Below are 25,548 nucleotides of genomic sequence, written 5' to 3'. Positions count from 1 at the left end.
CGGTCGCGTCCGGTCGGGCCTTTCGGTCCTGTCCCGACGGGCCACCGCCGCTGTACGGTCGAGATGTGTCTACGACCCCAGCCAACTGGTACCCCGATCCCCAGCAGCCGTCACGCAAGCGGTACTGGGACGGTGCCCGGTGGACGGGCTACCTGGTCGATCCCGACAAGCCCACGGTCGTCCGGTACGAGCGCCCGCCGTGGGAGCCGTCGACCCCGGGCAAGCCGTTCACCCCGGGCGGGATCAACGTGCCGTTGTCGGTGGCGGTGACGTCGGCCTTCTGACCGCAGGGTCCGGGAGGACCAGCTCCACGACGAGACCGCCGCCCGACCGAGGGGTCAGCGTCAGGCGGCCCCCGTGATGGTCCGAGACAGCGCGCACCACGGTCAGTCCGAGCCCGACGCCCTCGTCGGCGCCGGTCCGGTCGTCGGCCCGCCGCCTGAAGGGGAGCACGAGGTCAGGGGCCGCGTCCGCGGGCACGGTGGGCCCCGTGTTCTGGATGACGACGTGAGCCTCGCCCGGGGTGAGCCACAACGCCACCGAGACCTGCCCGTCCGGCACGTTGTGGTGGGCCGCGTTGTGCACCAGGTTGGTGACCGCGCGGCTGATCAGGACCGGTTCGCCGGGAACCGTGACCTCGTCCAGATCCACCTCCCACGTGAGGCCGTCGTCAGGCCTGCGGACCTGGTCCACCGCGTCCGTGACGGTGGCTCGCAGGTCCACGTCGACGGGTGGTCGCCCCGCCTGCCCGGACTGGGCGCGGGCGAGCATGAGCAGCGCGTCGATCGTGCGCGCCGCCCGGCGGCTCTGGTCCAGGGCGGTCGACGCCGCCGCCCGCAGCTCCACCGCGTCGGCGTCCGGGTCCGCGAGCGCCACGTCGAGGGCGGCCTGCTGGTTGGCGAGCGGTGTGCGCAGCTCGTGGGACATCGTCGCGACGAGCCGACGCTCAGAGCTGACCGTCTGCTGCACCCGGCCGAGCAGCGCGTCGAAGGTGTCGGCGAGCTCGCGCAGCTCGTCCCGCGGGCCGCCGAGCGCGATCCGCTCGTCGAGGGAGTCCGCTGAGATCGTCTGCGCACGAGCGGTGATGACGTGCACGGGCCGCAGGACCCGGCCGGCAACCAGCCAGCCGATCCCGATGGACGCGGCGGTGACGATGAGCAGGGCGAGCCACCCGTTGTGCACGAGCTGCGCCATCGTCGACCCGGCGGCCTGATCGCGAGCCTCCTCGATGGTCGTGCCCTCCAGCAGACGGACCGCAGCCGGGCCGTCGCCCGGGTAGAGGGTGGAGCTCACGCGCTGGGACCGGTCCTGCCCCTGGGTCAGGCCGTAGACGAGGAACAGCAGGACCGCCCCGGAGATCGCGACGACCGCTGTGTAGAAGAGCGTCAGCCGCCACCGGACGCTCAGCGAGCGCCGGCTCACCGCACGACCAGCCGGTAGCCGGCACCTCGGAGCGTGTCGATCGCCGGCGGGTCCCCGAGCTTGCGCCGAAGACCGACCATCGTCACCCGCACCGCGTTGGTGAACGGATCCGCGTTCTCGTCCCAGACACGTTCGAGCAGCTCCTCGGCCGACACGAGGGCACCGTCGGCCCGTACCAGCTCCACGAGGACGCCGTACTCCTTGAGCGTGAGATCGACCTGCCGCCCGTCACGCGTCACGGCGCGGCGGGCCACATCAACACGCAGACCGCCCGCCACGAGCACCGGGGGCTGGGCGGGGGCGGTGCGTCGCGCCAGCGCCCGGACGCGGGCGAGCAGCTCTGCGAACGCGAACGGCTTGGCGAGGTAGTCGTCGGCCCCGAGCGCGAAGCCGTCGACCTTCTGCTCCAGGCCGCCGGCCGCGGTCAGCATCAGGATCCGCGACGACGTGCCCGCGTCGACGAGTGCGCGGCACACGTCGTCGCCGTGCATCACCGGGAGGTCACGGTCGAGCAGCACGACGTCGTACCGGTTCATCCCGGCCAGCTCGAGCGCCGCCCCGCCGTCGACGGCGACGTCCGCGGCGTACCCAGCACGCCGTAGACCGCGCGCCAGGGCGTCGGCCATGACCTCCTCGTCCTCGACCACGAGCACCCGCACGCGCAACCTCCGTCGCCATCCCTTGGCGCAGCATCGGACCGGTCGTGTTCAGCCAGCGTAAGGGCGGGGCGTCCGACGGCTCCGGCAGCCAACGCTGACGGAACCGTCGCGGCGATGGGCTGGGGGTCGTCCGGTCCGCAGCACGTCGTCGAACCCGAGGAGCCGACCATGATCACCGTCCACCGCCACCCCCGTCGCGCAGCCGCCGCTCTCGTGGCCCTGGGAGTCCTGCTCGTCGTCGCAGCCTGCTCCGCCGACCCGGCCCGCTCCGCCTTGCCGGAAGCCTCGGGTGCCACGGCACCGACCACCGCGGGGGCGTCGCCCACCGCCTCGCTCGACCCGGAGGACGCGCTGATCCAGTACGCGCGCTGCATGCGCGAGCACGGGGTCGACATGCCCGACCCCGTCGACGGGAGGCTGACCCTCAACGGCGAGGGGATCGGTCCCGAGAAGATGGAGGCCGCCGACAGCGCCTGCGAGAAGTGGCAGGAGATGGCCGAGTCGCAGGACGGGGGCGGACGGCAGCTCACCGAGGACGAGAAGCAGGTGTTCCTCGACCAGGCCACGTGCCTGCGCGACCGGGGGTGGAACGTGTCCGACCCCGTCTTCGACAGCGACGGTGGTGTCAAGCAGCAGTTCGGCAGGAGCCAGGATCCGCAGCCCGGCGACCCGGTGCCGGGTGACCCGCAGTTCGAGAAGGACATGACCGAGTGCGCCCACGAGGTCGGGCTCGAGCTCCCGGACGGTGGCAGCACAGGCGGGGGCGAGGGATGACCGCGCCGAGCCGGATCGTCCCGGCCCTCGCCGTGCTCGCGCTCGGCGCGCTCCTGGCCGGGTGCGGCGCGCCGGCCGACCCCGGATCCGACCCCTCGCCGACGGCGACCCGCTCCACCTCGACGGTCCAGCGCGCCGACCTCACGTCGAGCACCACGACCGCGTGCGAGCTCGGCCACGGAACCACGACACCGCTGGAGGCGCGCACGCAGGGGACGCTCACAGCGCTCGCGGACACCGGTTCCACCGTCGGCCAGGGGCAGATGCTCTACGCCGTCGACACCCGGCCCGTCGTCCGCCTGGCGGGCGCAGAGCCCGCGTGGCGTCCGCTGGGCCCGTCGTCCGCGGACGGTGCCGACGTGCAGCAGCTCGAGCAGGCGCTCGTCGACCTGGGCCACACCACGGGACTCCACCTGACGGTCGACGACGACTGGACGGCGGTCACGACGACCGCGGTCAAGCGCTGGCAGAAGTCGCTCGGCCTGACGCAGACGGGCACCGTCCCGCTCGGCGACGTGGTGTTCACGCCCGACGACCTGCGGGTCGCCGAGCACCTCGCCGACCTCGGTGCGCCGGTCGAGCCCGGCATGCCCGTGATCGGCGTCGGATCCACGCAGCAGCTGGTCTCGTGCGACCTGCGGACCAGCCAGGCCTCGCTCGCACCCGTGGGCGCGACGGCACACCTCACCCTCCCGGACGGGAGCGTGACCGACGGCACGATCACGCAGGCGGAGGTCGTGACGGTGGACGACCAGCAGCAGCTCTCGGTCTCGATCTCCACCGCCGGCGACGCCGTCGGCGGGCTCCTCGAGGGAGCGCCGATCCAGGTGAAGCTCGACCAGGTCGCGGCAACCGACGTGCTGGTCGTGCCGGTGACCGCGCTCGTGGCGCTGTCGGGCGGCGGGTACGGCCTGGAGAAGGTGCTGGTCGACGGATCGACGCGGTACGTCCCGGTGACCGCCGGCGCGTTCGCGGGCACGTCCGTCGAGGTGTCGGGCGACGACGTCGCACAGGGCGACGAGGTGGTGGTCACGCCATGACGGTCCTCGAGCTGCACGGCGTCACCAAGACGTACGGCAGCGGTCCGACCGCGCTCACGGTGCTGCACGACATCGACCTGGGCATCGAGGCGGGCGACTACCTGGCCGTCGTCGGGCCGTCCGGCTCAGGAAAGTCGACGCTGCTGAACATCATGGGCGCCCTCGACCGGCCCTCGACCGGCAGCGTGCGGCTCGCGGGCGACGACGTGACGACGATGTCGGACGCCGCCCTGTCCCGGGTCCGCGCGGTGCACCTCGGCTTCGTGTTCCAGCAGTTCTTCCTGCTCGACGGACGGTCCGCACTCGAGAACGTCGCCGACGGCCTGCTGTACCAGGGTGTCCGCCGAGGCGAGCGGCTGCGCCGTGCGCGCGACGCGCTCGACCGGGTCGGGCTCGGTGCCCGGGCGTCCCACACCCCGGCCGAGCTGTCGGGTGGAGAGTGCCAGCGGGTCGCGGTCGCGCGCGCCCTCGTGCACGCGCCGGCGATCGTCCTCGCCGACGAGCCCACGGGAAACCTGGACCAGGCGTCGGGCGCTGCCGTCCTCGACCTGTTCGACACGCTCCACGAGGACGGCTCGACGATCGTCGTGGTCACGCACGACGAGCACGTCGCGGGCCGGCTGCCCCGTGTGGTGTCGATGCGTGACGGGCAGGTGGAGCACGACACGTGCCCCGCGCCGTCGCGTGCGGTGCTCTCGTGACCGGGACGCGGCTCGCCGCCTCACCCGCCGCTCCCGTGGTCCGGCGCATGTCGGTCGGTGACCGGCTGCGGCTCGGCGGTCGGGGGCTCACGGTCCGCAAGGGCCGTACTGCGCTGTCGGCGCTCGGCGTGGCGATCGGGATCACCGCGCTGGTGGGTGTGCTCGGCCTGTCCGAGTCGTCGCGCGCGGACCTGCAGGCCCAGCTCGACCAGCTGGGCACCAACCTGCTCACCGTCGCACCGGGACAGGGGCTGCTGGGGGACGATGCGACCCTGCCCGACGAGTCCGTCGCGATGATCGCCCGGATCCCCACGGTCACCTCGGCGTCCGCGGTGCGCAAGCTCGACGCCACCGTCCGCCGCAACGACCGGGTCCCGCAGAGCGAGACGAGCGGCATCGGGGTCGTCGCGGCGGACCTCGACCTCCCGGAGACCGTTGCGGCGACCGTCGCGCAGGGGCGCTGGCTCGACGCGGCAACCGCGCAGTACCCGGCGGTGGTGCTCGGCTCGACGGCGGCCCGGCGCCTCGCGATCGGCCCGCTCGACGGCGGTGTCGACGTGTGGATCGACGGCCGGCCCTATGCGGTCGTGGGCGTCCTGGATCCTGTGGTCCTCGCCTCGGAGCTCGACGAGGCGGCGATCATCGGGACCTCGGTGGCGCACGAGCTGTTCGACGGCGACCTGCCGCCGTCGGGCGTCTACGTCCGGGTCGATCCTGCCCAGGTGGTCCCGACGCGGACGGTCCTCGGCCGCACAGCCAACCCCTCGGCTCCTGACGAGGTCCGGGTGTCCCGGCCGTCCGATGCGCTCGCCGCACAGGACGCCGCGAACCGCTCGTTCACCCTGCTGGCGCTCGGGCTCGGCGCCGTGGCGCTGCTCGTCGGTGGCGTGGGCATCGCGAACGTCATGGTCGTCTCGGTGCTCGAGCGGAGGCGGGAGATCGGGGTCCGCCGAGCGCTCGGTGCCACCCGGGGGTCGATCGGCGGTCAGTTCCTCGTCGAGTCGGTCCTGGTGTCCTTGTTCGGCGGGTTCGCCGGTGCCGTTCTCGGCGTGGCCGTGACCTGGGCGTTCGCAGCCTCGCAGGGCTGGGCACTGATCGTGCCCTGGCGGCCCGTCGCGGCGGGGCTCGCGTGTGCACTCGTCATCGGCTCGCTCGTCGGGCTCTACCCGGCGCTCCGGGCTGCACGGGTGCCGCCCACGGAGGCGCTGCGGACGGCATGAGAAGGGCCGCTGGTCCGGCGGCCCTTCTCATGCCCAGGTCAGTGTCGGCCGCGGCAGGCGACGTACGTGAACCGCGCCGAGGTTGCGGAGGTCCCGGCCGGCGTGGTCACCGTGACCTTGACGGTTCCCGCCGCGTGCTTGGGCACGACGACCAGCGCCCGGGTGCTGCTCAGGACGGTGACCTTCGTCGCCGTCGCACCCCCGAACGAAGCCGCGGTCTTGCCCTTGACGAAGTTCTTGCCGGTGAGCACCGTCAGCGTCCCGCCGGCTGTGAGGCCGATGCTCGGTGTGGCGCGGTCGACGACGGGCAGCGTGCCGGTGGCCGGACGGGTCACCGTGTGGTTGACCTGTGCCGTCGACCCGGCGTAGGTGGCGTCGCCGGCGAACGTCGCGACGACCGTGTGCGCACCGGCGGCCAGGGCCGATGTGCTGAAGGCCGCGGTGCCGCCGACGAGCGGGACCGAGACCGCAGAGCCACCGTCGACCGCGAACGCGACGGAGCCGGCCGGTACCCCACCGGCGCTGCCGACCGTGGCGGTGAACGTGGCGTTCGAACCGGCGGTGGTCGACCCGGTCGGGCCGGTCAGCGTCAGGCTCGACGCGACCTTCTGGTAGGTGTACGTGGCCGGCGAGCTCGGCTGACCCTGGGTGGTGACGACCACGTCGACCGGCCCGGCCGCGTGCGCCGGGGCGGTGGCGACCAGCGACGTCGGCGACTCGACAGCGACCGTCGCCGGGACGCCGCCGAACGTCACCGTGCTGTCCGGGCCGAACCCGGTGCCCGTGATGGCCACGTGCTCGCCTCCGAGGACCGTGCCCGACGCGGGAGCGAGGGACGTGATCGCCGGCGGTTCGGCACCAGGCACGTAGTCGACCTGTGCGGCCGCCAGGGCGTAGGTGGCGTCTCCGACGTAGTACACGTCGACCACCGGGTACGTGCCCTGGTCGACCGCGTCGAAGGACAAGGTGGCGTGCCCCGAGGCGTCGAGGTCGGCGTCGGCGTAGGGGTTGACGATCTCGGTCGCCCCCGTGGAGCCCACCCACACAGAACCGGTGGGAACTCCCTGTGCGCCGGTCACGGTGACGTCGATCGTGAAGGGTTCGCCGAGGACTGGAGCGTGCGCCACGGTCGCGACCACCGTCGCCTGCGCAGAGCCCTGAGCAGCGGCGTGAATGTCGATGCCCTCCGCGGCCCCGCCGGCTGCAAGAGGTACAGGCGTGGACTGGCTCGCCCGCGTCTCACCGGGCGTCGCGGCGTAGTACGTGCGGACGATCTTGACCGGGGCGTCGAACCAGTTCCTGGCCATGACCTGGTACGTGCCTGGCGGCAGCAGCTTGATCGTGAACGTGCCGTCGCTGCCCGTCGACGACCCGTCCTGACCGTCCTGCGAGAGCGCGTAGACCGTCGCACCGGCGAGCGGCGCACCGTCAGGACCGAAGACCGTGCCGGTGATGGAGGCGCCGGCGACCAGGGTCATGTCACCGAGCAGAACGGGGGCGGCCCCGGAGACGTGCACGTGCTCGGCGTCGGCCCAGTGCGTGGTGCCGGGGTAGACGACGCCGACGAGGTTGGCGCCCCAGTCCGACTGGGCGTTCACGAGGTAGTCGCCGTCCGCCAGGCCGGTGATCGTGTAGGCGCCGTCAGCTCCCGTGGTCGCACCGCCGCCGTTGCCGGAGTCCGTGGAGGCGTACACCTCGATGCCGGCGCGCGGCGTCCCGTCGGGCGCGAGGATCCGGCCCGAGATCGTCCCGCCGCGGGCGAGCACCGCGTCGTGCAGCGTGACCGAGGCGCCCGGTGCAAGCGGCACGACGGTCTGGGTCTCGGGGGTGTGCGCGTCGTCGTAGAGCTCCGAGACCCAGGCCGAGCCGTTGGGCGCGGTGAAGGACACGCGCCAGTCGCCCGGACGCAGACCGCCGGCCGTGTAGGTGCCGTCAGCGCCCGTCGTCGTCGAGGCGTACACGAAGGCGACCGACTGGAGCTGTACCGCGACGCCGGCGATGGGACCGCCGTCCGTGTCGAGGACCTTCCCGCTGATCGTGCCGGCGTGGTCGAGCACCGCATCGATGCCGGTGACGTCCGCGTCGCTCACGGCCACCTGCGTCGGGTTCCAGAAGGCAACGTTGTCGTACGCCTCGCCGAGCAGCCCGCTGGCCGGCGGCGGCACGAACGTCACGGTGTACGAGCCCGGCATCAGGCCCGATGCGGTGTAGTGGCCGGCGGCGTCCGTCGTGACCTGACCGCCCGGGGAGACCTGCACGCTGACGTCCGCCACGGGAGCGCCGGTGTCGTCCGTGACCGTGCCGGAGATCGCGAACGCCCCCATGCCGACGTCGGCCACCGCACTCACGGGGACGAGCGCACCGAGGCCCAGCATCAGGGCGAGCGCGGCGAGAAGGCCTGCGAGCCTACGCGCGGCGGGATGGGACGACGACGGCTTCATTGCGGCTACCCCCAGCGAGTCCAGTGCCCCGTGACAGCCCGCGGCGCGGGGGAAATGTACCGGTTCCTACCATTCCCGTGTGTCGCGTCGGCGCGTGTTCACCCGCTCGGGTGAAGCGCAGAAGCACGCTCAGCTCCTGAGCACCGACCGCAGCAGCTCAGAGGCCGTCGAGCAGCGCGGCGACGGCCGACCGGCCGAGGTGCTGCGCCCAGCCCAGCGGGGCCGCGCAGGGTGCGCCCGCTCGGTCATCTCCCGGACGGACCCGGCGGACCTACCTCGGCAGGACGGTCAGGACGCGGACGACGTGCTCGCGGAACTCCGCCATGTAGTTGCGCAGGACCTCGGCTGTGGACTCGACGAGGACCTCGCCGTCGTCGCCGAACATGCCCGGCGCCCAGCGAAGGTAGGCCTCGGGAGCGGTCATCTGCCTGGCGTTGACGAAGCTCAGCACCCCGCGCAGGCTCTGCTGCGCCAGGGCGGTACCGATCTGGCCGACGGAGATCCCGATCACCCCGGCCGGGACGTGGTCGAGCGAGTTCTGCCCCCAGGGACGCGACGACCAGTCGAGGGCGTTCTTGAGGGCCCCGGGGATGGACCGGTTGAACTCCGGGGTGATGAACAGCACCGCCTGGACGCCGGCGATCGCCTCCTTCAACGCCCGAGCCTCGGGCGGGAAGTCGTCGTCGTAGTCCTGGCTGTACAGCGGGAGGTCACGGATCGGGATCTCGGTGAACTCCAGGTCGTCCGGTGCCAGGCGGATCAGCGCCTTGGACAGCGTCCGGTTGATCGACGTGGACGAGAGGCTGCCCACGAAGTACCCGACCTTGTAGGTCACGACGGCCACCTGCCTTCCGGAGGAGTGTTCTCGACGGTATCGACGGCCGGGGGGCCGAGCAACGCGAGCGGCGGGCCGTGTGCGGCCCGGTGGTGGCCCACTACGCTCGGCTCGTGGCCCAGGCGTGGAGTCTGGTCGGCCGCGCGACGCAGCTGCGCGGCATCTCGTCTGCGCTCCGAACGTCGCGCGGGGCGCTGCTGATCGGTGATGCCGGTGTGGGCAAGACGTCTCTCGCCCGCACCGCGGCGCACGACGCCCCTCGTTCGACGGCGGTTCGCTGGGTGACGGCGACGGCGTCCTGCCGGGCGCTGCCGCTCGGCGCGTTCGCGGAGTTCGTCGAACCCGGTGGCACGGATCCGCTGCAGATGGTCCGGCACATCGCGGGGTCGTTGGCGTCGGGCGACGGCACGGGTCGCGTCCTGCTCGTGATCGACGACGCGCACCTCCTCGACGACCAGTCGGCCTTCGTGGTCCATCAGCTGGCGGCACAGGGGCTTGCCTCGCTCATCGTCGTGGCACGCGCCGGTGAGCCGTTGCCCGAGGCCGTGGAGGTCCTCTGGCGCGACGGCCTCATCGACCGGATCGAGGTACCCGCACTGACGATGGCTGACACGGGCGCGGTGCTGGACACGGTGCTCGGTGACCTGGTCGCGGACGACACCGTGCGCCGGCTGTTCCACCTGAGCGGCGGCAACAGCCTCTACCTGCGCCACCTGGTCGAGGACGAGCGGGCCGCCGGCCGGCTCGCGCGGCACGACGACGTGTGGCTCTGGCGTGGAACGCCGGCGGTCTCGTCGGGGCTGCGCGACCTCGTGGCCGCGAGGATCGGGGACCTGGCCGAGCCCGTGCGTACCGCGGCGGACGTGCTCGCGTTGTGCGACCCGATCGGGCTGGCCGACCTGACGGGTCTCGTCGACCTGGGGACGGTCGAGGTCGCCGAGGAGCGCGGGCTCGTCCGGGCGGAGACGGATGCGGCGGGCCGGCAGGTGGTCCGGTTGGCGCACCCGCTGTACGGCGAGGTGCTCCGCGCCGGCATGGGGGAGCTCCGGGCGCGGCGCCTCCGAGGCCAGATCGCCGAGGCGATGGACGCGACGGACGACCGCTCGTCGATGGTGCGGGCGGTGCTCTCCCTCGACGCTGATGTGGCTCTCGATCCGCTCGAGCTCGAACGGGCGGCCGCCACGGCCATGCGGATGCTCGACCTGCCGCTCGCATCGGGTCTCGCCCGGGCGGCGCTCGAGGCCGGCGGCGGGTTCGGCGCCCACATGCTGCTCGGCAACGCGTTGTCCTGGCTGGACGACGGCGTTGCGGCGGACGTGCAGATGCGTGCGGCGCAGGACACGGCGAGCGACCCTGTCGAGAAGGTGAGGGCCGCGTTCCAACGCGTGGCGAACCTCTTCTACACGCTGCGGAGGCCCGACGACGCTCGGCACGTCCTGGACGCGGCCAGGGCGGGCGTCCCCGAGGGCATCCCGCCGGTGCTCGACTCACTCGATGCCGCGATTCTCGTCCACCTAGGAGAGCCGAAGCGTGCGGTGGACGTCGCCGCATCGGCCCTCGCCGCACCGTTCCTCCCGGACCCTGCGGTGGTCCTCGCGTCGTTCGGTCTCGTCGGCGGGCTCGGACTGCTCGGTCGTGCCGACGAGATCGGTGACTCGGCCGACCGCGCGTACGCGGCCGGTGCGGAGAGCTCCGACGCCGCGGTGCCGTGCTTCGGGCTCGCGTACTTCCACCTGATCGCCCTGAGGCTCGCCGGCTACGTGTCCGGAGCCGCGGCACTCGCCGAGACCCGGTCGCGCATCGGCGCCGACATCCCGGGGCCCGCGATGTTCTACGCGGAGGTTCTGCGCGGCCACGCGGCGCGGGCCGTCGGCGACCTCCCGACGAGCATCCGGTGCTTCGACGAGGCTCGGGCCGCACTCGGCGACACCGACACGTCCGGGTTCGCCGCCCACGGTTCGCTCGGCCTCGCGGACGCGCTCGCACTCGTCGGACGGGTGCAGGACGCCCAGGCCGCGCTGGTGGAGGCCGATCGTCGGTGGCCGCCGGCCTGCGCGTTCCTGGAGCCCGAGCGCCTGCTCGTCCGCGCCCGCGTCGCGAGTGCCGAGGGCTCGACGACGGAGGCGGTCGCGCTCGCGGTGGAGGCCGCCGACCTCGCGGCGTCGCGGCACGAGCACGGGTACGAGGTGGCTGCGCTGCACGCTGCCGTCTGCCTCGGTGACACGTCCGTCGTCGACCGCCTCCTGCGACGCGCGAACGACGTCCAGGGACCTCGCGCACCCGCGACCGCTGCACACGCCGCCGCGCTCGCGGCTCACGACGGTGACGGCCTGCAGGATGCGTCGGTCCGTCTGGAAGAGATCGGCGACCGGGTTGCTGCCGTCGACGCAGCGGCGCAGGCCTCGGTCGCCTTCGCCCGGCAAGGTCTCGCTGACCGGTCACGGCGCTGCGCGAGCCGTGCGATGCGGCTCTCCGGCGCGTGCGGTGGGGTCCGGACGCCTGCCCTCGCCGAGCTGACGCAGCCGGTGCCCCTCACCGGCCGCGAGCGCGAGATCGTCCTCCTTGCGGCCAGGGGACTCACCAACCAGCAGATCGCCGACCGCCTGACGTGTTCCGTCCGGACCGTCGAGGGCCACCTGTACCGCGCGGGCGCCAAGCTCGGCACACGTCGCCGCTCGGAGCTCGCCGAAGCGCTGGCGATCGACGTCCGCTGACCGCTGGGCTCAGGGAGAACCCATCCGCTGCACGGCCGGCTCGGACGACTCCCGCGTGCCGTAGTCGCCGCTCCCCGGCGGGACGCTGCGCGGCGTGGCGGCGTCCGACGCGTCGCGTGCGGAGACCTCGCCCGAGGGCGAGCCCGGCGGCGCCAGCGCGCACCGCGCTCCGAGGTCGCTCCAGGGAGGTGCCACCTCGGCCAGGTGGCACAGCCTGTAGTCGAAGGGCTGGATCCCGGCGGGTGGGCCGAGCTCGTCAGGCAGCGCCGGTGCGACGGAGACGGTGAGCCCACCGGCGATGGCGGCCGCGACGCCGAGCGCTCCCAGGGTCACGCGTGCCCGACGCCCGATCGCCGGCTGCCGGGGCTCGTCGGCGATGGTCGGGGTCTCGGGTGCCAGCTCGAACTCGAGCACAGTGCCGAGGTGCGCCGTCCTGGACACGGGGGTCTCCGCGGTTCGGGGGGCTCGCTGAGCCCTTCACCACCACGTTGCCCGCGCTGCGCCTCCGGGCCCTGAGTAGTTCGCTACCTGTCTTGGGCAGGACGAGGCAAGCAGGTCCGGGGTTGCGGCCGAGGACCCGCGCGTGCTGACGATGGCGGGTGAGCCGGGTAGGTCCGGTGCGGCGCCGAGAGGGGACCCCGAATGACCGAGCACTCGGTGGTGATCGTGGGTGCCGGCCCGACCGGGCTTGTGCTCGCGGGGGAGCTGGCGCTGGCGGGCGTCCACGTGGTCGTCGTCGAACGACGCGCCAGCCAGCAGGTCGACGGGACCCGAGCCGGTGGACTGCACGCGCGCACCCTCGAGATGCTCGACCAGCGCGGGATCGTCGACCGGTTCCTCGCCGCGGGGCGGACCATGCAGATCACGGGCTTCGTCGGGATCCCGATGGACGTCGGCGACTTCCCCACCCGCCACAACTACGGGCTCGCGCTCGGGCAGGGCGAGATCGAGCGACTCCTCGCTGAGTGGGTCGACGAGCTGTCGATGCCGATCCTGCGGGAGCGGGAGGTGACGCGGATCGCCCAGGACGACTCGGGCGTCGACGTCGCACTGTCGGACGGACACGCGCTCCGGGCGGCCTACCTCGTCGGGTGCGACGGCGGGCGCAGCATCGTCCGCAAGCTGGCCGGGATCGACTTCGTGGGGTCGGATGCCACGGTCGGCTGGATCATCGGCGAGGTCGCGATGGAGAGTGCGCCGCAGATCGGCATGCGCCCGGAGGGGGGAGGCGTCGGCCCGATCGGTCACGGCGGCGCCGCGGGCCCGTACCGGGTGGTGCTGCAGGAACCGCTCGTCGACGATCCTGGCGAACCGACCCTGCAGGATCTCCGGGACGCGCTGGTCGCCGCGTACGGGACCGACTACGGGGTCCACAGCCCGACGTGGATCTCCCGGTTCACCGACGCGACCCGCCAGGCGTCGTCCTATCGCGCGGGGCGTGTCCTGCTCGCCGGCGACGCCGCGCACGTGCATCCGCCGCAGGGCGGCCAGGGCCTGAACATCGGCGTCCAGGACGCCATGAACCTCGGCTGGAAGCTGGCCCGGGTGGTCGACGGAGCCTCGCCGGACAGCCTCCTGGACACGTACCACCGGGAACGGCACCGGGTCGGTGCCCAGGTCCTGCACACGATCATGGCCCAGGTGGCGCTGAGCACCCCGGACGACTCCCACGCGGCCCTGCGGTCAGTCGTCGGGGAGCTGCTCCGCATGGACGAGCCGCGCAGGCGCATCGCCGGGATGCTCTCCGGCCTGGACGTCCACTACGACCTGGGCGACGGGCACCCGCTGATCGGGCGACGCATGCCGGACCTCGACCTGCAGACCGCGGACGGTCCGACGCGCGTCTACGCCCTGCTGCACGACGCCCGACCGGTGCTCCTCAACCTCGTGGAGGCCGTCATGCCGGCGGGCCCGGTGCGGGTCGTCGACGCGCAGCACGACGGCGTGTGGGAGCTGCCCGTGCTCGGTGAGGTCGCGGCACCGTCAGCGGTGCTCGTCCGGCCCGACGGCTACGTCGCCTGGGCCGGAGATCACACAGACGCGCGGCTGGCCGAGGCCCTCGCCGCCTGGTTCGGTGGTCCCTAGAGCGACAGGAGCGCGGCGAAGGCGCCGGTGACCACGAGCGGGAGCACGACCCAGGTGACCATGCTGCCGACGAGGTAGCTCAGGAACTTGCCATGGTCGGTCGCTGAGCTGCCCCACCGCGGCGCCGGTGCCGAGTAGATCGTCTCGAGCACGTCGTGCGTGCGCGCGGTCACTCGTCGTGCGGGGAGGGAGAACGTCTCGGTGGTCATCGGAGCTCCTTGTGGGGGCGAGGTGTGAGCGCCGGGATCGCCGGCTCTGACATCGTCCCAAGAGCGCACGCCCGTGACCCGGGCCATTGGTCCTGTCCTGGCACGCCCACGGCGGACGGGGCCGTGGGCGTGCGACGTCACCGATGCAGCTGCAGCGACTCCTGGATCCGGTGCATCGGGGGTGGTCGGCGCCGAAGAGCGTGCGGTATCAGTGGTCGAGTACCCGCCTCTTCCTCGTAGCTGGCCGAGCCGACCGTGCGGACCCGAAGGAGTGCTCATGCCGACGCCCTTGCCGCGCCTGTCCGCCACCTTCCTCGCAGCCGTGTGCGCGGGCGCCGTGGCCGGCGTCGTCGCGCGCGTGCTCATGCGGCTCCTGGCGTACGCCTTCCAGGAGGAGACGGGTTTCACCTGGGAGGCGTCGACCGCGATCGTCCTGCTGTTCGTCGTCCTGATGCTCCCGGCCGCGCTGACCGGCGCCCTGGCGGTCGGAAGGCGCCGGTGGTCCGCGGTCGCACGGTGGGCCGGGGTGCTGCTCTCCTGCCTGGTCCTGATCACCATGGCGGCGGGTACCGCCACGGACGAGGGCCTGGAGACGCTCGGCCGCATGCCGACCGGCAGGGCCGCCGTCGTCGTGGTCCTACTCGTGGCGTTCCTCGCGACCATCGTCGGCGGGGCGTTCGCCGCGTCCCGGCTGGGCTCCCGGTGGTCTTCGCGGTTCGCCTACTCGACACCTCCGGGCCTCACCTCGCACAGCGCTTCCCGGTAGGCGGTCGTCGTGCCGTCCGGCCGCACCTCCTGCAGCACGTGCTCGTCGACGCCCACGGCCGCGAGCAGTGCCGTCAGCTCCGCGACGTCGGCGGCCGTCTGGACCGTCGGGTCGACGGTCGTCCGGACCTGGACCGCGGTGCCCGACGCCTGCACGAGCCGCAGCGACGCGAGCGCCTTGTCCCAGCCGTCGACACCCGTCTGGGCGGCGTAGAGCCGGGGGACCGACTTGATGTCGAGCCCCACCCAGTCGAGCAGGTCGAGCACCTGCGCCAGGCGGTTCGGGTAGGTCCCCGCCGTGTGCAGCCCCACCCGGTAACCCAGCGACCGCACCTCGAGCATGGCGTCGCGCAGCGCCCGCTGGCGGGTCGGCTCCCCACCTGAGAACACCACGCCGTCGAGCAGCCCGCGCCGACGCCCCAGCAGGTCGGTCACGGACGTCCACGGCACCGTCCCCGGCACACGAGGGTCGATCAGGGACGGGTTGTGGCAGTAGGTGCAGGCCAGAGGGCAGCCCTGCAGGAACACGGTGGCGACGAGCTGGCCCGGCCAGTCGCAGGTCGACAGGGGAGTCAGGCCTGCGACGGCCAGGTCGCTCGTGGTGGAGGTCAGCACGTCAGCCGATCAGCGTCACGGCCGTCAGCACGACAGCGCGTTCTCGGAGAAGTGCAGGCGCTCCTCGTGCTCGCCCTTCTTGCCCACGTTGAACGACGAGACGGGCCGGTGGTAGCCCATGACGCGGGTCCACACCTCGGTGTCGCCGCCGCAGGTCGGGCAGCTCAGCGCCTCGCCCGCGAGGTACCCGTGCGAGGCGCAGATGGAGAACGTCGGCGTCACGGTGATGTACGGCAGGCGGTGGTTCTCGAGCGCACGCTGGACGAGCTTGCGGCAGGCCTCGGGCGTCGAGAGCCGCTCCGACATGTACAGGTGCAGGACCGTGCCGCCCGTGTACTTGGTCTGCAGCTCGTCCTGGCGGTCGAGGGCCTCGAACGGGTCGTCGGTGAAGCCCACGGGCAGCTGTGAGGAGTTGGTGTAGTACGGGTTGGCGTCGGTGCCCGCCTGCAGGATGTCCGGGAAGCGACGGCGGTCCTCCTTGGCGAACCGGTACGTGGTGCCCTCGGCCGGCGTGGCTTCCAGGTTGTACAGGTGGCCGGTCTGCTCCTGGAACTCGACCATCCGCGCGCGCACGTGGTCGAGGAGGGCGACGGCGTACGCGTGGCCCTCCTGCGAGGTGATGTCGTGCGCGTCGCCGGTGAAGTTGCGGACCATCTCGTTGATGCCGTTCACACCGATGGTCGAGAAGTGGTTGGCCAGACCGCCGGCCAGGTACCGCTTCGTGTACGGGAACAGGCCGTCCTGGATGTACCGGTCGATGACCTCGCGCTTGAGCTCCAGGGAGTCTCGCGACAGCTCGAGCAGGACGTCGAGGGCTGCCACGAGCCCGTCCCAGTCGCCGCGGTGCACGTACCCGAGCCGCGCGCAGTTCACCGTGACGACGCCGAGCGAGCCGGTCTGCTCGGCAGACCCGAACAGCCCGTTGCCACGCTTGAGCAGCTCGCGCAGGTCCAGCTGCAGGCGGCAGCACATCGACCGGATCTGGCCGGGTTCCAGGTCGGAGTTCAGGAAGTTCTGGAAGTACGGCAGGCCGTACTTGGCGGTCATCGCGAACAGACGGTCGGCGTTGTCCGAGTCCCAGTCGAAGTCGGGCGTGATGTTGTACGTCGGGATCGGGAACGTGAACACCCGGCCCGACGCGTCACCCTCGGTCATGACCTCGATGTACGCGCGGTTGATCATGGCCATCTCGACGGCCAGGTCGCCGTAGGTGAAGTCGACGGGCTCGCCGCCGACCAGCGGGACCTCGTCGCGCAGGTCGTCGGGGCAGGTCCAGTCGAACGTCAGGTTGGTGAACGGCGTCTGCGTGCCCCAACGGGACGGCACGTTCAGGTTGTGCACGAGCTCCTGGACGAGCTGGCGGACCTCGTCGTACGCCAGGGCGTCGGTCCGGACGAAGGGGGCCATGTACGTGTCGAACGAGCTGAACGCCTGCGCGCCCGCCCACTCGTTCTGCAGGGTGCCCAGGAAGTTCACGATCTGCCCGACGGCCGACGAGAAGTGACGCGGGGGCCTCGACTCGATCGTCCCGGGCACCCCGTTGAACCCCTCGCTGAGCAGCATGCGCAGCGACCAGCCGGCGCAGTAGCCGGAGAGCAGGTCGAGGTCGTGGATGTGCAGGTCACCCTCGCGGTGCGCCTCCCCGACCGCCGGTTCGTAGACCTGCGACAGCCAGTAGTTGGCCGTCACCTTGCCGGCGGTCTGCAGGATCAGGCCGCCGAGCGAGTAGCCCTGGTTCGCGTTGGCGTTGACGCGCCAGTCGGAGCGGTCCAGGTACTCGTCCATCGTGCTGGCGACGTCGATCGTCGGGTGCGTGCTGGAGCCGTGGGGGCGCACGGAAGTAGCGGTCATTGCTGGTCCTCGTCTGGTCGAAACCTGGGGGTGACTAGGGACCGGCGCCGCCCGTGCGGGGGTGGAGCTCGATTCGTGGGACTGAGGCTAGACCCACCCTCGGCGTGTCCCCGAACAGGATCGCCGGAAGACATCGAACGGCAGATGTCCCGGCGGCCGGCTACGAGTCGAGCCCGAGCCCGAGCCACCGGGCGAGGTCGGCGATCTCATGGTCGATCGCGTCCCTCTCCGACGACGAGAGCGGCACGTCCAGGTGCAGGGCATTGACCCGGAGCGCGCCCGCGCGGGCATCCGCGTCGAGCTTGCCCACCAGCCGGTCGCCGACGAGCACCGGCAGCGCGTAGTAGCCCCAGCGGCGTGCGGCGGCCGGCTTGAACATCTCCAAGGCGTACTCGAACTCGAAGATCTCGGCCATCCGCTTGCGGTCGTGCAGCAGCCGGTCGAAGGGGGAGAGCAGCGCCGCGCGCCCCTCGAACCGCGGTGCATCCAGGAGCGCCGGGTCCACCCGCCACTCGCCGCGCACGCCCTCCACGACAGTCGCCTCCCCGGCGGTCCCGACGTCGAGGGGTTCGACCGGGCACGCGGGTCCCCGCGAGCGGGCGATCCCGAGAGCGCCGAGACGACGCTCGTCGCGAAGCCGCCGTGCCTCCCCGAGCGGGATCTCCGGGCCGGGCGGGTAGACCCGCTCGGCCAGGTCCCACAGCCGGTCCTTGCCGGTCCCGCCCGCGGCCGCGACGTCACCCATCAGCACCAGCTGGTCGAGCATCATCGTGATGTTGCGGTTGTTGTTCCAGCCCGACGACCGCCACGGCCGCACGCAGGTGTCCGGCAGCTCGCTCGCGGTCAGGGGACCGTCGGTGCGCAGCAGCGCGAGAATGTCCTGCCGGCACGCCTCGTTGTCCTCGACCCACTGCCGGTTGGCCCGCGCCCATCCCGGAACGGCGTCGCCCGTGCCCGGCCACTGCGCCATCTCGGCGCGGTACAGCGCCATGTCCTCCGCGACGCGCAGGGTCATCCGGTAGTCCAGGATCGTCTGCTGGTCGAGCGCCTCGCGCAGCTCCGCCGGGTCGTACGACGAACCGATCCGGCTCCACAGGACGAGGTCCGCGCTCGGGGCGATCGGCGCGGTCGGGTTCAGCTGGAGGAGCGAGAGCCGGCGGACCGTCTCGTGCACGTCGGTCGGGCGGTCGGCTGTGAGCAGCTGTGCGCGCACGGCGACGCGTCGGGCGTCGGTGCGGGACAGCCGGTGCACGGCCCGAGCCTAGGACCGAGCGCCCACAGGACGGGCTAGGGCAACGGCCAGGGTGCGAACGCGTTGCGGACGCCTCGCACCGCCGGAGCGAGCTCCGGGAAGTGCCGCACGATCACCGACGACATGTCGTTGCCGTCGATCCAGGCCATCCCCTCGGGCGTGTAGACCTTCGCGTTGAAGTCCACGCCGAAGAAGCGGTCGCTCTTCAGGCGGCGCGACGCCATGAGGACGAAGATCCGGAACGCGGTGTCGCTGAACCCGAAGCCGCGCGGCAGCTGCTCGCCGAGCATGCCGACGGCCAGGTCGACGTCCTCCAGGTTGTCGTCGTACACCTCGCGCAGCTGGGCGACCGTCTCGGGGTCGTCGCCGAGCTCGTCGAAGCTGCGCACGGGTGCCATGTGCATCAGGCGGCGGAAGTCGTTGTACCGGGGGACGCCGCGTTCGCGCGAGCGCAGGACGTCGATCGCCGCCAGGTCGATCAGGTGGCCGTCGGCGCGCTCGAGCCGGTGCATGAACCGAGGGTTGTTGTGCAGACGCAGCGCGCCGGGGTTGGCCACGCCGAGCGAGAAGAACACGTTCGATGCGGAGGCGCGCTCCAGGACGGGCCGCGAGCTCAACCCGTGCAGGTCCGTGAACTGCAGGTTCTCGGTGACGGCGCCGGTGACGGCGTCGCGGATCTCGTAGTCGTCGGGGATCAGCGGGTGCATCCGGTACACCGCGACGAACTCCTCGGTCATCGCGTACGGCACGCCGTGGTGGTCGGTCGGCGACCCCGGGATGCCGCTGATCAGGTCGCTCGAGCTGAGGCGCCCGACCAGGTTGTGCACCCGTTCCTCGGCAAGCCCCCACCAGTTGGCGCGCATCGCGATGTGCAGGACGGGGTGGCCGAGGATCGCGGGCGTCCACTCGACGGTGTGGATCTTCGCGATGAGGGCCGCGTTGATCAGACGGGCCTTCTCGAACAGCTGGTCGTCGGTCCACGACGAGTAGGACGCCGCGAGCCGGTCGCAGATCGCGTTGTGCTCCCGCATGAACAGCGTGTGCATGAGCTCGAGCCCCACCCACCAGCCGTCCCGGCCGCCCGAGGTGCCGAGCAGGGCCGGGTCCACGTCGATCAGCCCGTCCTCGCGGATCCGCACCCGGCCGCCCACGCCGGTCCGGATGGCCTGCTCGAACTCGGGGACGCTCCCGTAGATCTGGGACGCGTCCCACCAGTGCGTCTCGGTGTTGAGGAACGTCGCCGACCCGTCGGTCGCGTGGTTGGTGTGGTCCTTGGGCGTGCTGGGCCACTCCATCGGGTCGGTGGGCCAGTCGTCGCCCGCAGGACGCGGGACGCGGATCGGGTGCTCCATGTCTGTGCCGTGGCTGAACCAGTCCCGCGTCTCGAACTGCAGCCACGCTGCGGCCAGGACGTTCAGCGTGGTGGCGGGCTTGAACTCGTGGCGCAGGAGCAGGGTCTCGGAGATGGTCCTGGGGTTCGGTGTGAACAGCCGGGGCGGGACCTCGGGCTTCGTGAGCTCGAGTGGCACGTTCCGGCCGAACCGCGTGCCGGCCATCCCCATCGCGGGGTGGTCGAGGTCGTTGTAGGAACCGTCGGTGGTGCGTGCGACGAGGTGACGCGGTGGCGCGGGGACGGGTGCCTTGGTGCCCGACCCCTTGGTGGTGCTGAACAGGTTGCGGGCCCGCAGCGTGTTCCGGACGCCGATGAGCGCGAGCACCCCGAGCACGGTCGGGAACGTGTGCCACCTGAACCGCTGGTCGAAGAACTCGACGACCTTGCCGAACGTCGACTGCTTGCGCATCTTTCCCCCGAGAGTCGTGTCCTCAGTCCGTTCCGCCCCGCGGGCGTGCCGCGAGGAAGTTGAGCGCCCGCAGGCCGGGCAGGAAGAAGTAGGCGCCACCGCGCACCTGGATGAACTGGGGGAGGTCCCGGTAGCGCCGCCGCACGGGCTGCTCGGGGACGGTGAACGACGACGGCCCGTGCGCCCGGGCACCGACCAGGGGGTCGTCCACGTCGTCGAGCGTCACGAACGCGTTGCCGTTCAGCCAGCCGTGCTGGACGAACTCGAACTGCCGGGCCAGGTTGGCGCCCAGGGCCACGAAATACAGGCCCTGCTCGTCACCGTCGGAGTACGTCCGACCTCGGCGGATCATCCGGTGGGTGCGGACGCCTCGCAAGGAGGACTCCGTGCCGGGGCTCGGCGGCAGGGAGTCGCGCGGGTTGGCGCGACGCACGTGGGCGCCCACCGGGCACCGCAGACCGAGGGCGTCGGTGTGGTGGTAGCCGAAGTCGTTCGCGTCGGCGACCGACGGGTCGTCGGCTCCGGGGGCGAGAACCAGCGGCGCACCACTGGGCCACCTGCCCACGATCCGAGCCGCGAGGTGCTGGCTCGCTGCGGCGTCGCCGCCGGCCGCCTCATCCACCCATCCCCAGAAGCCCTCGACGTCCTGCCTGAGCTGGCGGAAGACCAGGTAGGAGCCGTTGCGGCCGAGGTCCGGTGCTCCCGAACGGTCGCGGGCCAGCATCCGGTCGGGGTCCTGCGACCGCCCCAGCAGCGGACGCTCGGACCGTTGGCCGTACTCGTTGCGGTAGCCGAGGACGAACTCGCCGGGCATGAGGGCCTCGGGAGGGTTCGGCCCGTCGGTCACCCCGGCGATCGTCGGCTGCGAGACCCCGTCCCGGAACCCGAAGGCCTCCCGGTCGCTCAGCTCGTCGGTGGCGAGCACCCGGTGCACCCGGACCCCGCCGGCGTGCGCCTGCCCGCTGACCTCCTCCAGGAACGTCGCCAGGGTGGACGCGTCCCGGGCGTACAGCATGAGCACGAGGTGGACGGGCTCGGCGTCGGCGCGTCCCCACAGCCAGCCGCTCGGTCCGTTCGACCCGGTGTCACCGAGGATGCGGTTCCGGTACTCGGTGTCCATCCCGGTCCGGAACGGCTCTGAGAACCCGTCGGGCAGCTCGTCCCACCCGGTCAGCGCACGCACCCCCTCGCTCGTGACGGCGACGTTCAGCGCCCGGTCGGTGGGGCTCTCGGCACCGGAGGTGACCCGCTCAGCGACCCACCGGGCCAGCTGCCTCAGGCCGTCCGGCTCCGGTGCGTGCACCAGCACGTAGGCCGCGCACGGGAGCTTGCCGTAGCCGCGCACCACCAGACCCTGGACGTCCGACAGGTCGAGCCGCTCGCTCGTCACGGCGCTCACATCGCCTGCAGCCAACGCCGGTCCTGGGCGCGAAGAGCCCGCCGGACGTCGGCGTTCCGGTCGATGTGGATCGCGGCGAGCGTCGGGTACGCCGAGTAGAACACCTCGGTCGGGACCAGGTGACGGCGCAGGTAGTGCTTGTACGCGATCTCGTCCTTAGCGCCACCGAAGAACAGCCAGCGCGTGCGCGGGAAGCCGACGCCGTTGCCGAAGACGAGGTTGATGCCCCAGGCCAGCCGGGAGATGAAGTCGTCCATGTAGCTCTCGAGGTTGCCGTCGTAGGCGCTCGCGAAGATGAACCGGCGGCCGCCGTCGACCGGCTGCCACCGGGCGAAGTGGATGGTCCGCACGCCGGACAGGCTGTTGCGGTACATGACGAGGCGGAACGCCAGGTCGAGGCCGAGCAGCGCGCCGCGCATGGTGAGCCGCCGCACGATCCCGGGCTTGACGAACCCCACGCCCGTGAACGGGTTCTGCACCCCGTGGTCCTCGTGCCGTCGGACCGCCTCGATGTGCCCGACGTCGACCGCCCCGCTCTCCTGGGCGTCGTGCAGCTCCAGGAAACGCACCACGAGGACCCACGCGACGAGGAACGGTCCGACGACGGGGAGCGTGAAGAGCAGGGCCCCGGCGAGGGCGACGAGCGTCGCGATCCGGAGCACTCCGTAGGCGAGTCCCGGGCTCGCGGGCCGTCGGATGGCCCATGACAGGTCCGGGCGCCGCTTCATCGCCCGGTACACGGTGCGGGTGACCTCGTCGACCGAGGTTCGCCGGGCGTCCGGCAGCTCGTCCAGCACGATCTCGACCTGCTCGCGCAGGTACGCCTCGCGCCTGATCTGATCCACGGGTCGGTCTGCCGTGTGCCGGTAGTAGGCGGCCGGCCGCAACGAGTGCTCGTGCAACCACCTGAGCCGCGCGCCTGTGCCCGAGTTGGTGGGGTAGCCCACGCAGTGCCCGAAGAGCGTCTGCAGGTCGGGCGGCAGGGCCCGGAAGTGCCCGTCGGCCGAACCGTCGACGTCGGCCATGTAGACCACCGACGACGGGATCGGGCGTCCAGCCGTGTCCACCACTCGGTCGAGGATGAAGGCACGGGCGAAGTGGACCGTGCCCATCGCGTCGAAGGCGTCGACGTCGATCTGCGCCAGGAAGTCTCGGGCAGCCTGCTCGCGGTCGGCGACGAGCTCCGCCTGGACGCAGACCGCTACCTGTGCCGGCATGCAACAACCCCTCGGACCATGTGCCCTGCCCGTCGCTCGCCGGTCCGGAGTGCTACTTCGATCCGCGCTGTCGGAGCGTGAACCAGCCGACGCGCCAGCGCCACAGGAAGACGACCCCGAGGTAGAGGTTGGGGCCGACGAGACGGATCTCGTCACGGACCATGTGGGCCACGAGCGAGGTGCGCGAGTAGTCGATGAGGACGATCGGGTCACCGTCGACCCAGCTGTCCGCGTGGGACAACGTCGCCTTGATCAACGGCAGCCGCAACGGGCTCACGAGGTTCTTCAGGCTGGCCTGTTCCGCGTCCACGACCTTGCCCTGCCAGAACAGCACGCGTGCGATCTTCGAGATGGGCTTGACCGCTCGGCTTCCCGGAAAGGCGAGAACCGTCCCGCGCAGCTTTCCCTTGGGGATCGGACCGGGAGGGCTCGCGCGGAAGAGCTCGTCGAGGAGCAGGTTGCCGAGCCGCATGAGGGTGGCCTCGGTGGTCTTGCGCTCACGTGTCGTCGACCTGCCAAACATCGTCTGGCCTCCCCCTGCCCGCAGGCCGGTGGATCGAGCGCGGCCTGATCGCCTTCCAGACTGGCCTCGCCGACCAGGCTTGTAAAGGCGTAAACCGGGCGATACCGGGCGTCGGCGCGCGGGCGTTGACAGCGACCAGCGCCGCTGTCAACGTGGCAGGGGAGTCGATCAGGGGAGACGCAATGGCGACATCCACCGTGGCACGCCGCTCGGGTCAGATCCTGGCCGTCGTCCGCATCGTCAACGGAACGCTCGGCCTCCTGGCGCCCCAGGTGCTCCTGCGTCGGCTGACCACGGACGAGCACGCGGCCCGGGCAGGCATGTACCCGTTCCGCATGTTCGGCATCCGGACGATCCTGCTCGGCGTCGAGCTGCTGGCCGCGGACGACGCCTCGCGACGCAGGCTGACCCGCCTGGCGATCCTCATCCACGCGTCGGACACGGTGTCCGCCGCCGTGTCCGGCATCCGCGGTGACCTCCCGCGACGTGCTGCCGTCACCACCGTGGCCATCTCTTCGGTCAACACGGCGCTCGCGGTCCTCGCCGCCCGCGACTGAGGCTGCCGCTCGTGAGCCCGCCGGGAGTGCCCACCACGAGCTCGAACGTCAGCCACCCCCAGCCGCGCTCCAGCACCGGTGTGGCGTGGCGCGACGTCGTGGCCGACACCACGATGGCCTTGCTGAGGCTGGAGCGCCGTGTCGACCCGTTCGTCAGACCCGCCTTCGACGCGCTGCTGAAGGACCGTCTCGAGCGGCTCGTCACGTCGATCATCAACATCAACCGCCGTGACCTGCACCTCGGGATCGCGCAGGAGCGGATGATCGTCGACGAAGAGAGCTTCACCGACTCGATCGTGCGCAGCTTCACGCAGCAGATGACCGGCCTGTGGAAGCCGGGCGGCTTCGAGCGTGGCGGCAACACCAAGACGCAGGGCATCTGCCGCGGCGAGTTCACGGTGCACGACGGTCTGCCCGAGCACATGCGCCGCGGGATCTATGCCAAGCCGCAGACCTTCAAGGCCTGGGTGCGCTTCTCGGGGCCCGGTCCGTACATCACGCCCGACATCGACGACGTCGGGTTCATGAGCATCAGCATCAAGCTCATGGGCGTGGAAGGGCCCAAGCTGGCGGAGGACGAGAAGCACACGCTCGACATGTTCGGCGTGTCGACGGCCACGTTCGTCACTCCGGACGTGAAGGCCAACGCGGCGCTGCAGCGCTGGAGCGTGCAGAACGCGCAGCTGTTCTACTTCCTGAACCTGCGCGCCCCGCACGTGCTGGACATGATCATGCAGGGTCTCTACACCAAGACCCAGACCAGCCCGTTCGAGGCGCCCTACTTCAGCTGCGTGCCCTACCTGATGGGCGAGGGTCAGGCGATGTCGTACTCGGTCTGGCCGACGTCGAGCACGAAGACCCCCGTCCCGCGCCTGCCGCTGCGGCCGCCGGACGACTACCTGCGCGACGCGATGGTCGCGTCACTCGCCGAAGGTGACGTCGAGCTCGAGGTGCGCGTGCAGATGCAGACCGACCCGCACCTCATGCCCATCGAGAACGCCGGCGTGCTGTGGCCCACCGCTCTGTCGCCGCGCGTACCGGTGGCGACGCTGCGCCTGCCGAGGCAGACCTTCGACTCGCCCGCGCAGATGGAGTTCGCGAAGCGGCTGTCCTACAACCCGTGGCACACCATCGCCGAGCACCGTCCGCTGGGCAACCAGAGCCGGGCGAGGAAGCGGATGTACTGGGAGCTGTCCCAGCTGCGGCACCGGATGAACGACGTGGAGCACTACGAGCCCACCGGCGCCGAGCGGTTCGACGCCACCTAGCCGGTCGGTTCCTCGGCGGTCGAGGGCACCGTGGAGACGAGGGCCCGGGCGCGCTGCCTGCTGTGCAGGGGCTCGGGCATGACGTGCTCGGTCCAGGCGCTGCCGTCGAACCAGCGGACGACGCCGACCGTGGCGCCGTCGGGGTACCAGCCCGCTGGTGGGTAGCCGAACATGGGGTGACCCTGACAGATCGGCGGGC

The 25,548-nt window shown here is 71.8% G+C and carries 24 protein-coding genes; 10 read left to right on the top strand and 14 right to left on the bottom strand.

The genetic code is table 11. From position 1 onward, the window contains the following. The first annotated feature begins 65 nt into the window (after positions 1-65). Complete coding sequence (locus tag N553_RS24920) at positions 66-284, top strand: DUF2510 domain-containing protein (RefSeq protein WP_028045228.1); 219 nt, start codon at positions 66-68, stop codon at positions 282-284. Here N553_RS24920 and N553_RS20730 read toward each other — a convergent pair. Together N553_RS20730 and N553_RS0102520 are read right to left on the bottom strand one after the other, a co-directional pair. Then, positions 244-1,422 (bottom strand): cell wall metabolism sensor histidine kinase WalK, encoded by a 1,179-nt coding sequence (locus N553_RS20730; RefSeq protein ID WP_051639775.1) that lies wholly within the window; start codon positions 1,420-1,422, stop codon positions 244-246. The genes N553_RS24920 and N553_RS20730 overlap by 41 nt on opposite strands. After that, a complete protein-coding gene (locus tag N553_RS0102520; RefSeq protein ID WP_028045227.1) occupies positions 1,419-2,081 on the bottom strand; it encodes a response regulator transcription factor in 663 nt (220 codons plus the stop codon). The genes N553_RS20730 and N553_RS0102520 overlap by 4 nt, the downstream gene beginning before the upstream one ends. A 168-nt stretch (positions 2,082-2,249) precedes the next feature. Between N553_RS0102520 and N553_RS24050 the strand changes: the two genes are divergently transcribed. The 4 genes from N553_RS24050 to N553_RS0102500 are packed head-to-tail and all read left to right on the top strand — an operon-like array spanning position 2,250 to position 5,816. Beyond that, entirely contained in the window at positions 2,250-2,855 is a 606-nt protein-coding gene (locus tag N553_RS24050) for a hypothetical protein (protein WP_156043665.1), read from the top strand. Next, entirely contained in the window at positions 2,852-3,895 is a 1,044-nt protein-coding gene (locus N553_RS20720) for a peptidoglycan-binding domain-containing protein (protein WP_051639773.1), read from the top strand. Before N553_RS24050 ends, N553_RS20720 begins: the two co-directional genes overlap by 4 nt. Further along, the gene (locus N553_RS0102505) at positions 3,892-4,596 is read left to right on the top strand and encodes an ABC transporter ATP-binding protein (RefSeq protein WP_028045226.1); all 705 of its coding nucleotides are present in this window, start codon (positions 3,892-3,894) and stop codon (positions 4,594-4,596) included. Before N553_RS20720 ends, N553_RS0102505 begins: the two co-directional genes overlap by 4 nt. After that, positions 4,593-5,816 carry an ABC transporter permease gene (locus N553_RS0102500; RefSeq protein WP_231505140.1) on the top strand — a complete coding sequence of 408 codons (1,224 nt, stop codon included), beginning with the start codon at positions 4,593-4,595 and terminating at the stop codon, positions 5,814-5,816. Before N553_RS0102505 ends, N553_RS0102500 begins: the two co-directional genes overlap by 4 nt. Positions 5,817-5,854: 38 nt before the next feature. On the opposite strand, the gene N553_RS0102495 is transcribed toward N553_RS0102500, so the two are convergent. Together N553_RS0102495 and N553_RS0102490 are read right to left on the bottom strand one after the other, a co-directional pair. Then, positions 5,855-8,257: a carboxypeptidase regulatory-like domain-containing protein gene (locus N553_RS0102495; RefSeq protein WP_028045224.1), complete on the bottom strand. Its 2,403-nt coding sequence runs from the start codon at positions 8,255-8,257 to the stop codon at positions 5,855-5,857. 271 nt (positions 8,258-8,528) lie between these two features. Beyond that, on the bottom strand, positions 8,529-9,092 hold the full coding sequence (locus N553_RS0102490) for an NADPH-dependent FMN reductase (protein ID WP_028045223.1): 564 nt from the start codon (positions 9,090-9,092) through the stop codon (positions 8,529-8,531). Positions 9,093-9,205: 113 nt separating this feature from the next. On the opposite strand from N553_RS0102490, the gene N553_RS20715 reads away from it, so the two are divergent. Then, on the top strand, positions 9,206-11,806 hold the full coding sequence (locus N553_RS20715; RefSeq protein ID WP_156043664.1) for a LuxR C-terminal-related transcriptional regulator: 2,601 nt from the start codon (positions 9,206-9,208) through the stop codon (positions 11,804-11,806). A gap of 9 nt (positions 11,807-11,815) precedes the next feature. Here N553_RS20715 and N553_RS0102480 read toward each other — a convergent pair whose 3' ends face one another. Further along, positions 11,816-12,247, bottom strand: coding sequence for a hypothetical protein (locus tag N553_RS0102480; RefSeq protein WP_156043663.1), 432 nt, complete (start codon positions 12,245-12,247; stop codon positions 11,816-11,818). 201 nt (positions 12,248-12,448) lie between these two features. Here N553_RS0102480 and N553_RS0102475 point away from each other — a divergent pair, with 201 nt between their 5' ends. After that, positions 12,449-13,891: an FAD-dependent monooxygenase gene (locus N553_RS0102475; protein WP_028045221.1), complete on the top strand. Its 1,443-nt coding sequence runs from the start codon at positions 12,449-12,451 to the stop codon at positions 13,889-13,891. Here the strand turns inward: N553_RS0102475 and N553_RS0102470 are convergent. Further along, the gene (locus tag N553_RS0102470) at positions 13,888-14,100 is read right to left on the bottom strand and encodes a hypothetical protein (RefSeq protein ID WP_028045220.1); all 213 of its coding nucleotides are present in this window, start codon (positions 14,098-14,100) and stop codon (positions 13,888-13,890) included. The two genes, N553_RS0102475 and N553_RS0102470, sit on opposite strands and share 4 nt — an antisense overlap. A gap of 277 nt (positions 14,101-14,377) precedes the next feature. Here N553_RS0102470 and N553_RS0102465 point away from each other — a divergent pair, with 277 nt between their 5' ends. Beyond that, positions 14,378-14,866: a hypothetical protein gene (locus N553_RS0102465; RefSeq protein ID WP_028045219.1), complete on the top strand. Its 489-nt coding sequence runs from the start codon at positions 14,378-14,380 to the stop codon at positions 14,864-14,866. Here the strand turns inward: N553_RS0102465 and N553_RS20710 are convergent. The 7 genes from N553_RS20710 to N553_RS0102430 form a co-directional block, all read right to left on the bottom strand. Continuing rightward, on the bottom strand, positions 14,821-15,480 hold the full coding sequence (locus tag N553_RS20710; protein WP_051639771.1) for an anaerobic ribonucleoside-triphosphate reductase activating protein: 660 nt from the start codon (positions 15,478-15,480) through the stop codon (positions 14,821-14,823). The genes N553_RS0102465 and N553_RS20710 overlap by 46 nt on opposite strands. Positions 15,481-15,504: 24 nt before the next feature. Then, positions 15,505-17,331, bottom strand: a complete 1,827-nt coding sequence (locus tag N553_RS0102455; protein ID WP_051639770.1) for a ribonucleoside triphosphate reductase — start codon at positions 17,329-17,331, stop codon at positions 15,505-15,507. 160 nt (positions 17,332-17,491) lie between these two features. Next, a complete protein-coding gene (locus N553_RS0102450) occupies positions 17,492-18,583 on the bottom strand; it encodes a DNA glycosylase AlkZ-like family protein (protein ID WP_028045217.1) in 1,092 nt (363 codons plus the stop codon). 35 nt (positions 18,584-18,618) lie between these two features. After that, complete coding sequence (locus N553_RS0102445; RefSeq protein ID WP_028045216.1) at positions 18,619-20,385, bottom strand: peroxidase family protein; 1,767 nt, start codon at positions 20,383-20,385, stop codon at positions 18,619-18,621. A 22-nt stretch (positions 20,386-20,407) separates the two neighbouring features. Further along, positions 20,408-21,784 (bottom strand): Dyp-type peroxidase, encoded by a 1,377-nt coding sequence (locus N553_RS0102440; protein ID WP_231505139.1) that lies wholly within the window; start codon positions 21,782-21,784, stop codon positions 20,408-20,410. Further along, the gene (locus tag N553_RS20705; RefSeq protein ID WP_051639769.1) at positions 21,781-23,001 is read right to left on the bottom strand and encodes a hypothetical protein; all 1,221 of its coding nucleotides are present in this window, start codon (positions 22,999-23,001) and stop codon (positions 21,781-21,783) included. Before N553_RS20705 ends, N553_RS0102440 begins: the two co-directional genes overlap by 4 nt. Before the next feature lie 52 nt (positions 23,002-23,053). Further along, positions 23,054-23,524 (bottom strand): hypothetical protein, encoded by a 471-nt coding sequence (locus N553_RS0102430; RefSeq protein ID WP_051639768.1) that lies wholly within the window; start codon positions 23,522-23,524, stop codon positions 23,054-23,056. A 182-nt stretch (positions 23,525-23,706) separates the two neighbouring features. On the opposite strand from N553_RS0102430, the gene N553_RS0102425 reads away from it, so the two are divergent. Both N553_RS0102425 and N553_RS0102420 read left to right on the top strand, forming a co-directional pair. Then, positions 23,707-24,081, top strand: coding sequence for a hypothetical protein (locus N553_RS0102425; protein ID WP_028045213.1), 375 nt, complete (start codon positions 23,707-23,709; stop codon positions 24,079-24,081). Positions 24,082-24,092: 11 nt separating this feature from the next. After that, positions 24,093-25,349 carry a hypothetical protein gene (locus N553_RS0102420; protein WP_197029887.1) on the top strand — a complete coding sequence of 419 codons (1,257 nt, stop codon included), beginning with the start codon at positions 24,093-24,095 and terminating at the stop codon, positions 25,347-25,349. On the opposite strand, the gene N553_RS24590 is transcribed toward N553_RS0102420, so the two are convergent. After that, positions 25,346-25,522 (bottom strand): DUF2510 domain-containing protein, encoded by a 177-nt coding sequence (locus tag N553_RS24590; RefSeq protein WP_081844323.1) that lies wholly within the window; start codon positions 25,520-25,522, stop codon positions 25,346-25,348. The genes N553_RS0102420 and N553_RS24590 overlap by 4 nt on opposite strands. Positions 25,523-25,548: the final 26 nt, after the last annotated feature.

Source organism: Cellulomonas sp. URHE0023 (assembly GCF_000688475.1).
GTDB lineage: Bacteria > Actinomycetota > Actinomycetes > Actinomycetales > Cellulomonadaceae > Cellulomonas.
The sequence above is the reverse complement of the archived record's forward strand: the minus strand, read 5'-3'. Positions and strand labels throughout refer to the sequence as shown.

Excerpts from the sequence above, each read along its gene's own strand:
- N553_RS24050 (WP_156043665.1), top strand. The coding sequence starts at position 2,250 with ATGATCACCGTCCACCGCCACCCCCGTCGCGCAGCCGCCGCTCTCGTG.
- N553_RS20720 (WP_051639773.1), top strand. The coding sequence starts at position 2,852 with ATGACCGCGCCGAGCCGGATCGTCCCGGCCCTCGCCGTGCTCGCGCTC.
- N553_RS0102505 (WP_028045226.1), top strand. The coding sequence starts at position 3,892 with ATGACGGTCCTCGAGCTGCACGGCGTCACCAAGACGTACGGCAGCGGT.
- N553_RS0102495 (WP_028045224.1), bottom strand. The coding sequence starts at position 8,257 with ATGAAGCCGTCGTCGTCCCATCCCGCCGCGCGTAGGCTCGCAGGCCTT.
- N553_RS0102475 (WP_028045221.1), top strand. The coding sequence starts at position 12,449 with ATGACCGAGCACTCGGTGGTGATCGTGGGTGCCGGCCCGACCGGGCTT.
- N553_RS0102470 (WP_028045220.1), bottom strand. The coding sequence starts at position 14,100 with ATGACCACCGAGACGTTCTCCCTCCCCGCACGACGAGTGACCGCGCGC.
- N553_RS0102465 (WP_028045219.1), top strand. The coding sequence starts at position 14,378 with ATGCCGACGCCCTTGCCGCGCCTGTCCGCCACCTTCCTCGCAGCCGTG.
- N553_RS0102455 (WP_051639770.1), bottom strand. The coding sequence starts at position 17,331 with ATGACCGCTACTTCCGTGCGCCCCCACGGCTCCAGCACGCACCCGACG.
- N553_RS0102445 (WP_028045216.1), bottom strand. The coding sequence starts at position 20,385 with ATGCGCAAGCAGTCGACGTTCGGCAAGGTCGTCGAGTTCTTCGACCAG.
- N553_RS20705 (WP_051639769.1), bottom strand. The coding sequence starts at position 23,001 with ATGCCGGCACAGGTAGCGGTCTGCGTCCAGGCGGAGCTCGTCGCCGAC.
- N553_RS0102430 (WP_051639768.1), bottom strand. The coding sequence starts at position 23,524 with ATGTTTGGCAGGTCGACGACACGTGAGCGCAAGACCACCGAGGCCACC.
- N553_RS0102425 (WP_028045213.1), top strand. The coding sequence starts at position 23,707 with ATGGCGACATCCACCGTGGCACGCCGCTCGGGTCAGATCCTGGCCGTC.
- N553_RS24590 (WP_081844323.1), bottom strand. The coding sequence starts at position 25,522 with ATGTTCGGCTACCCACCAGCGGGCTGGTACCCCGACGGCGCCACGGTC.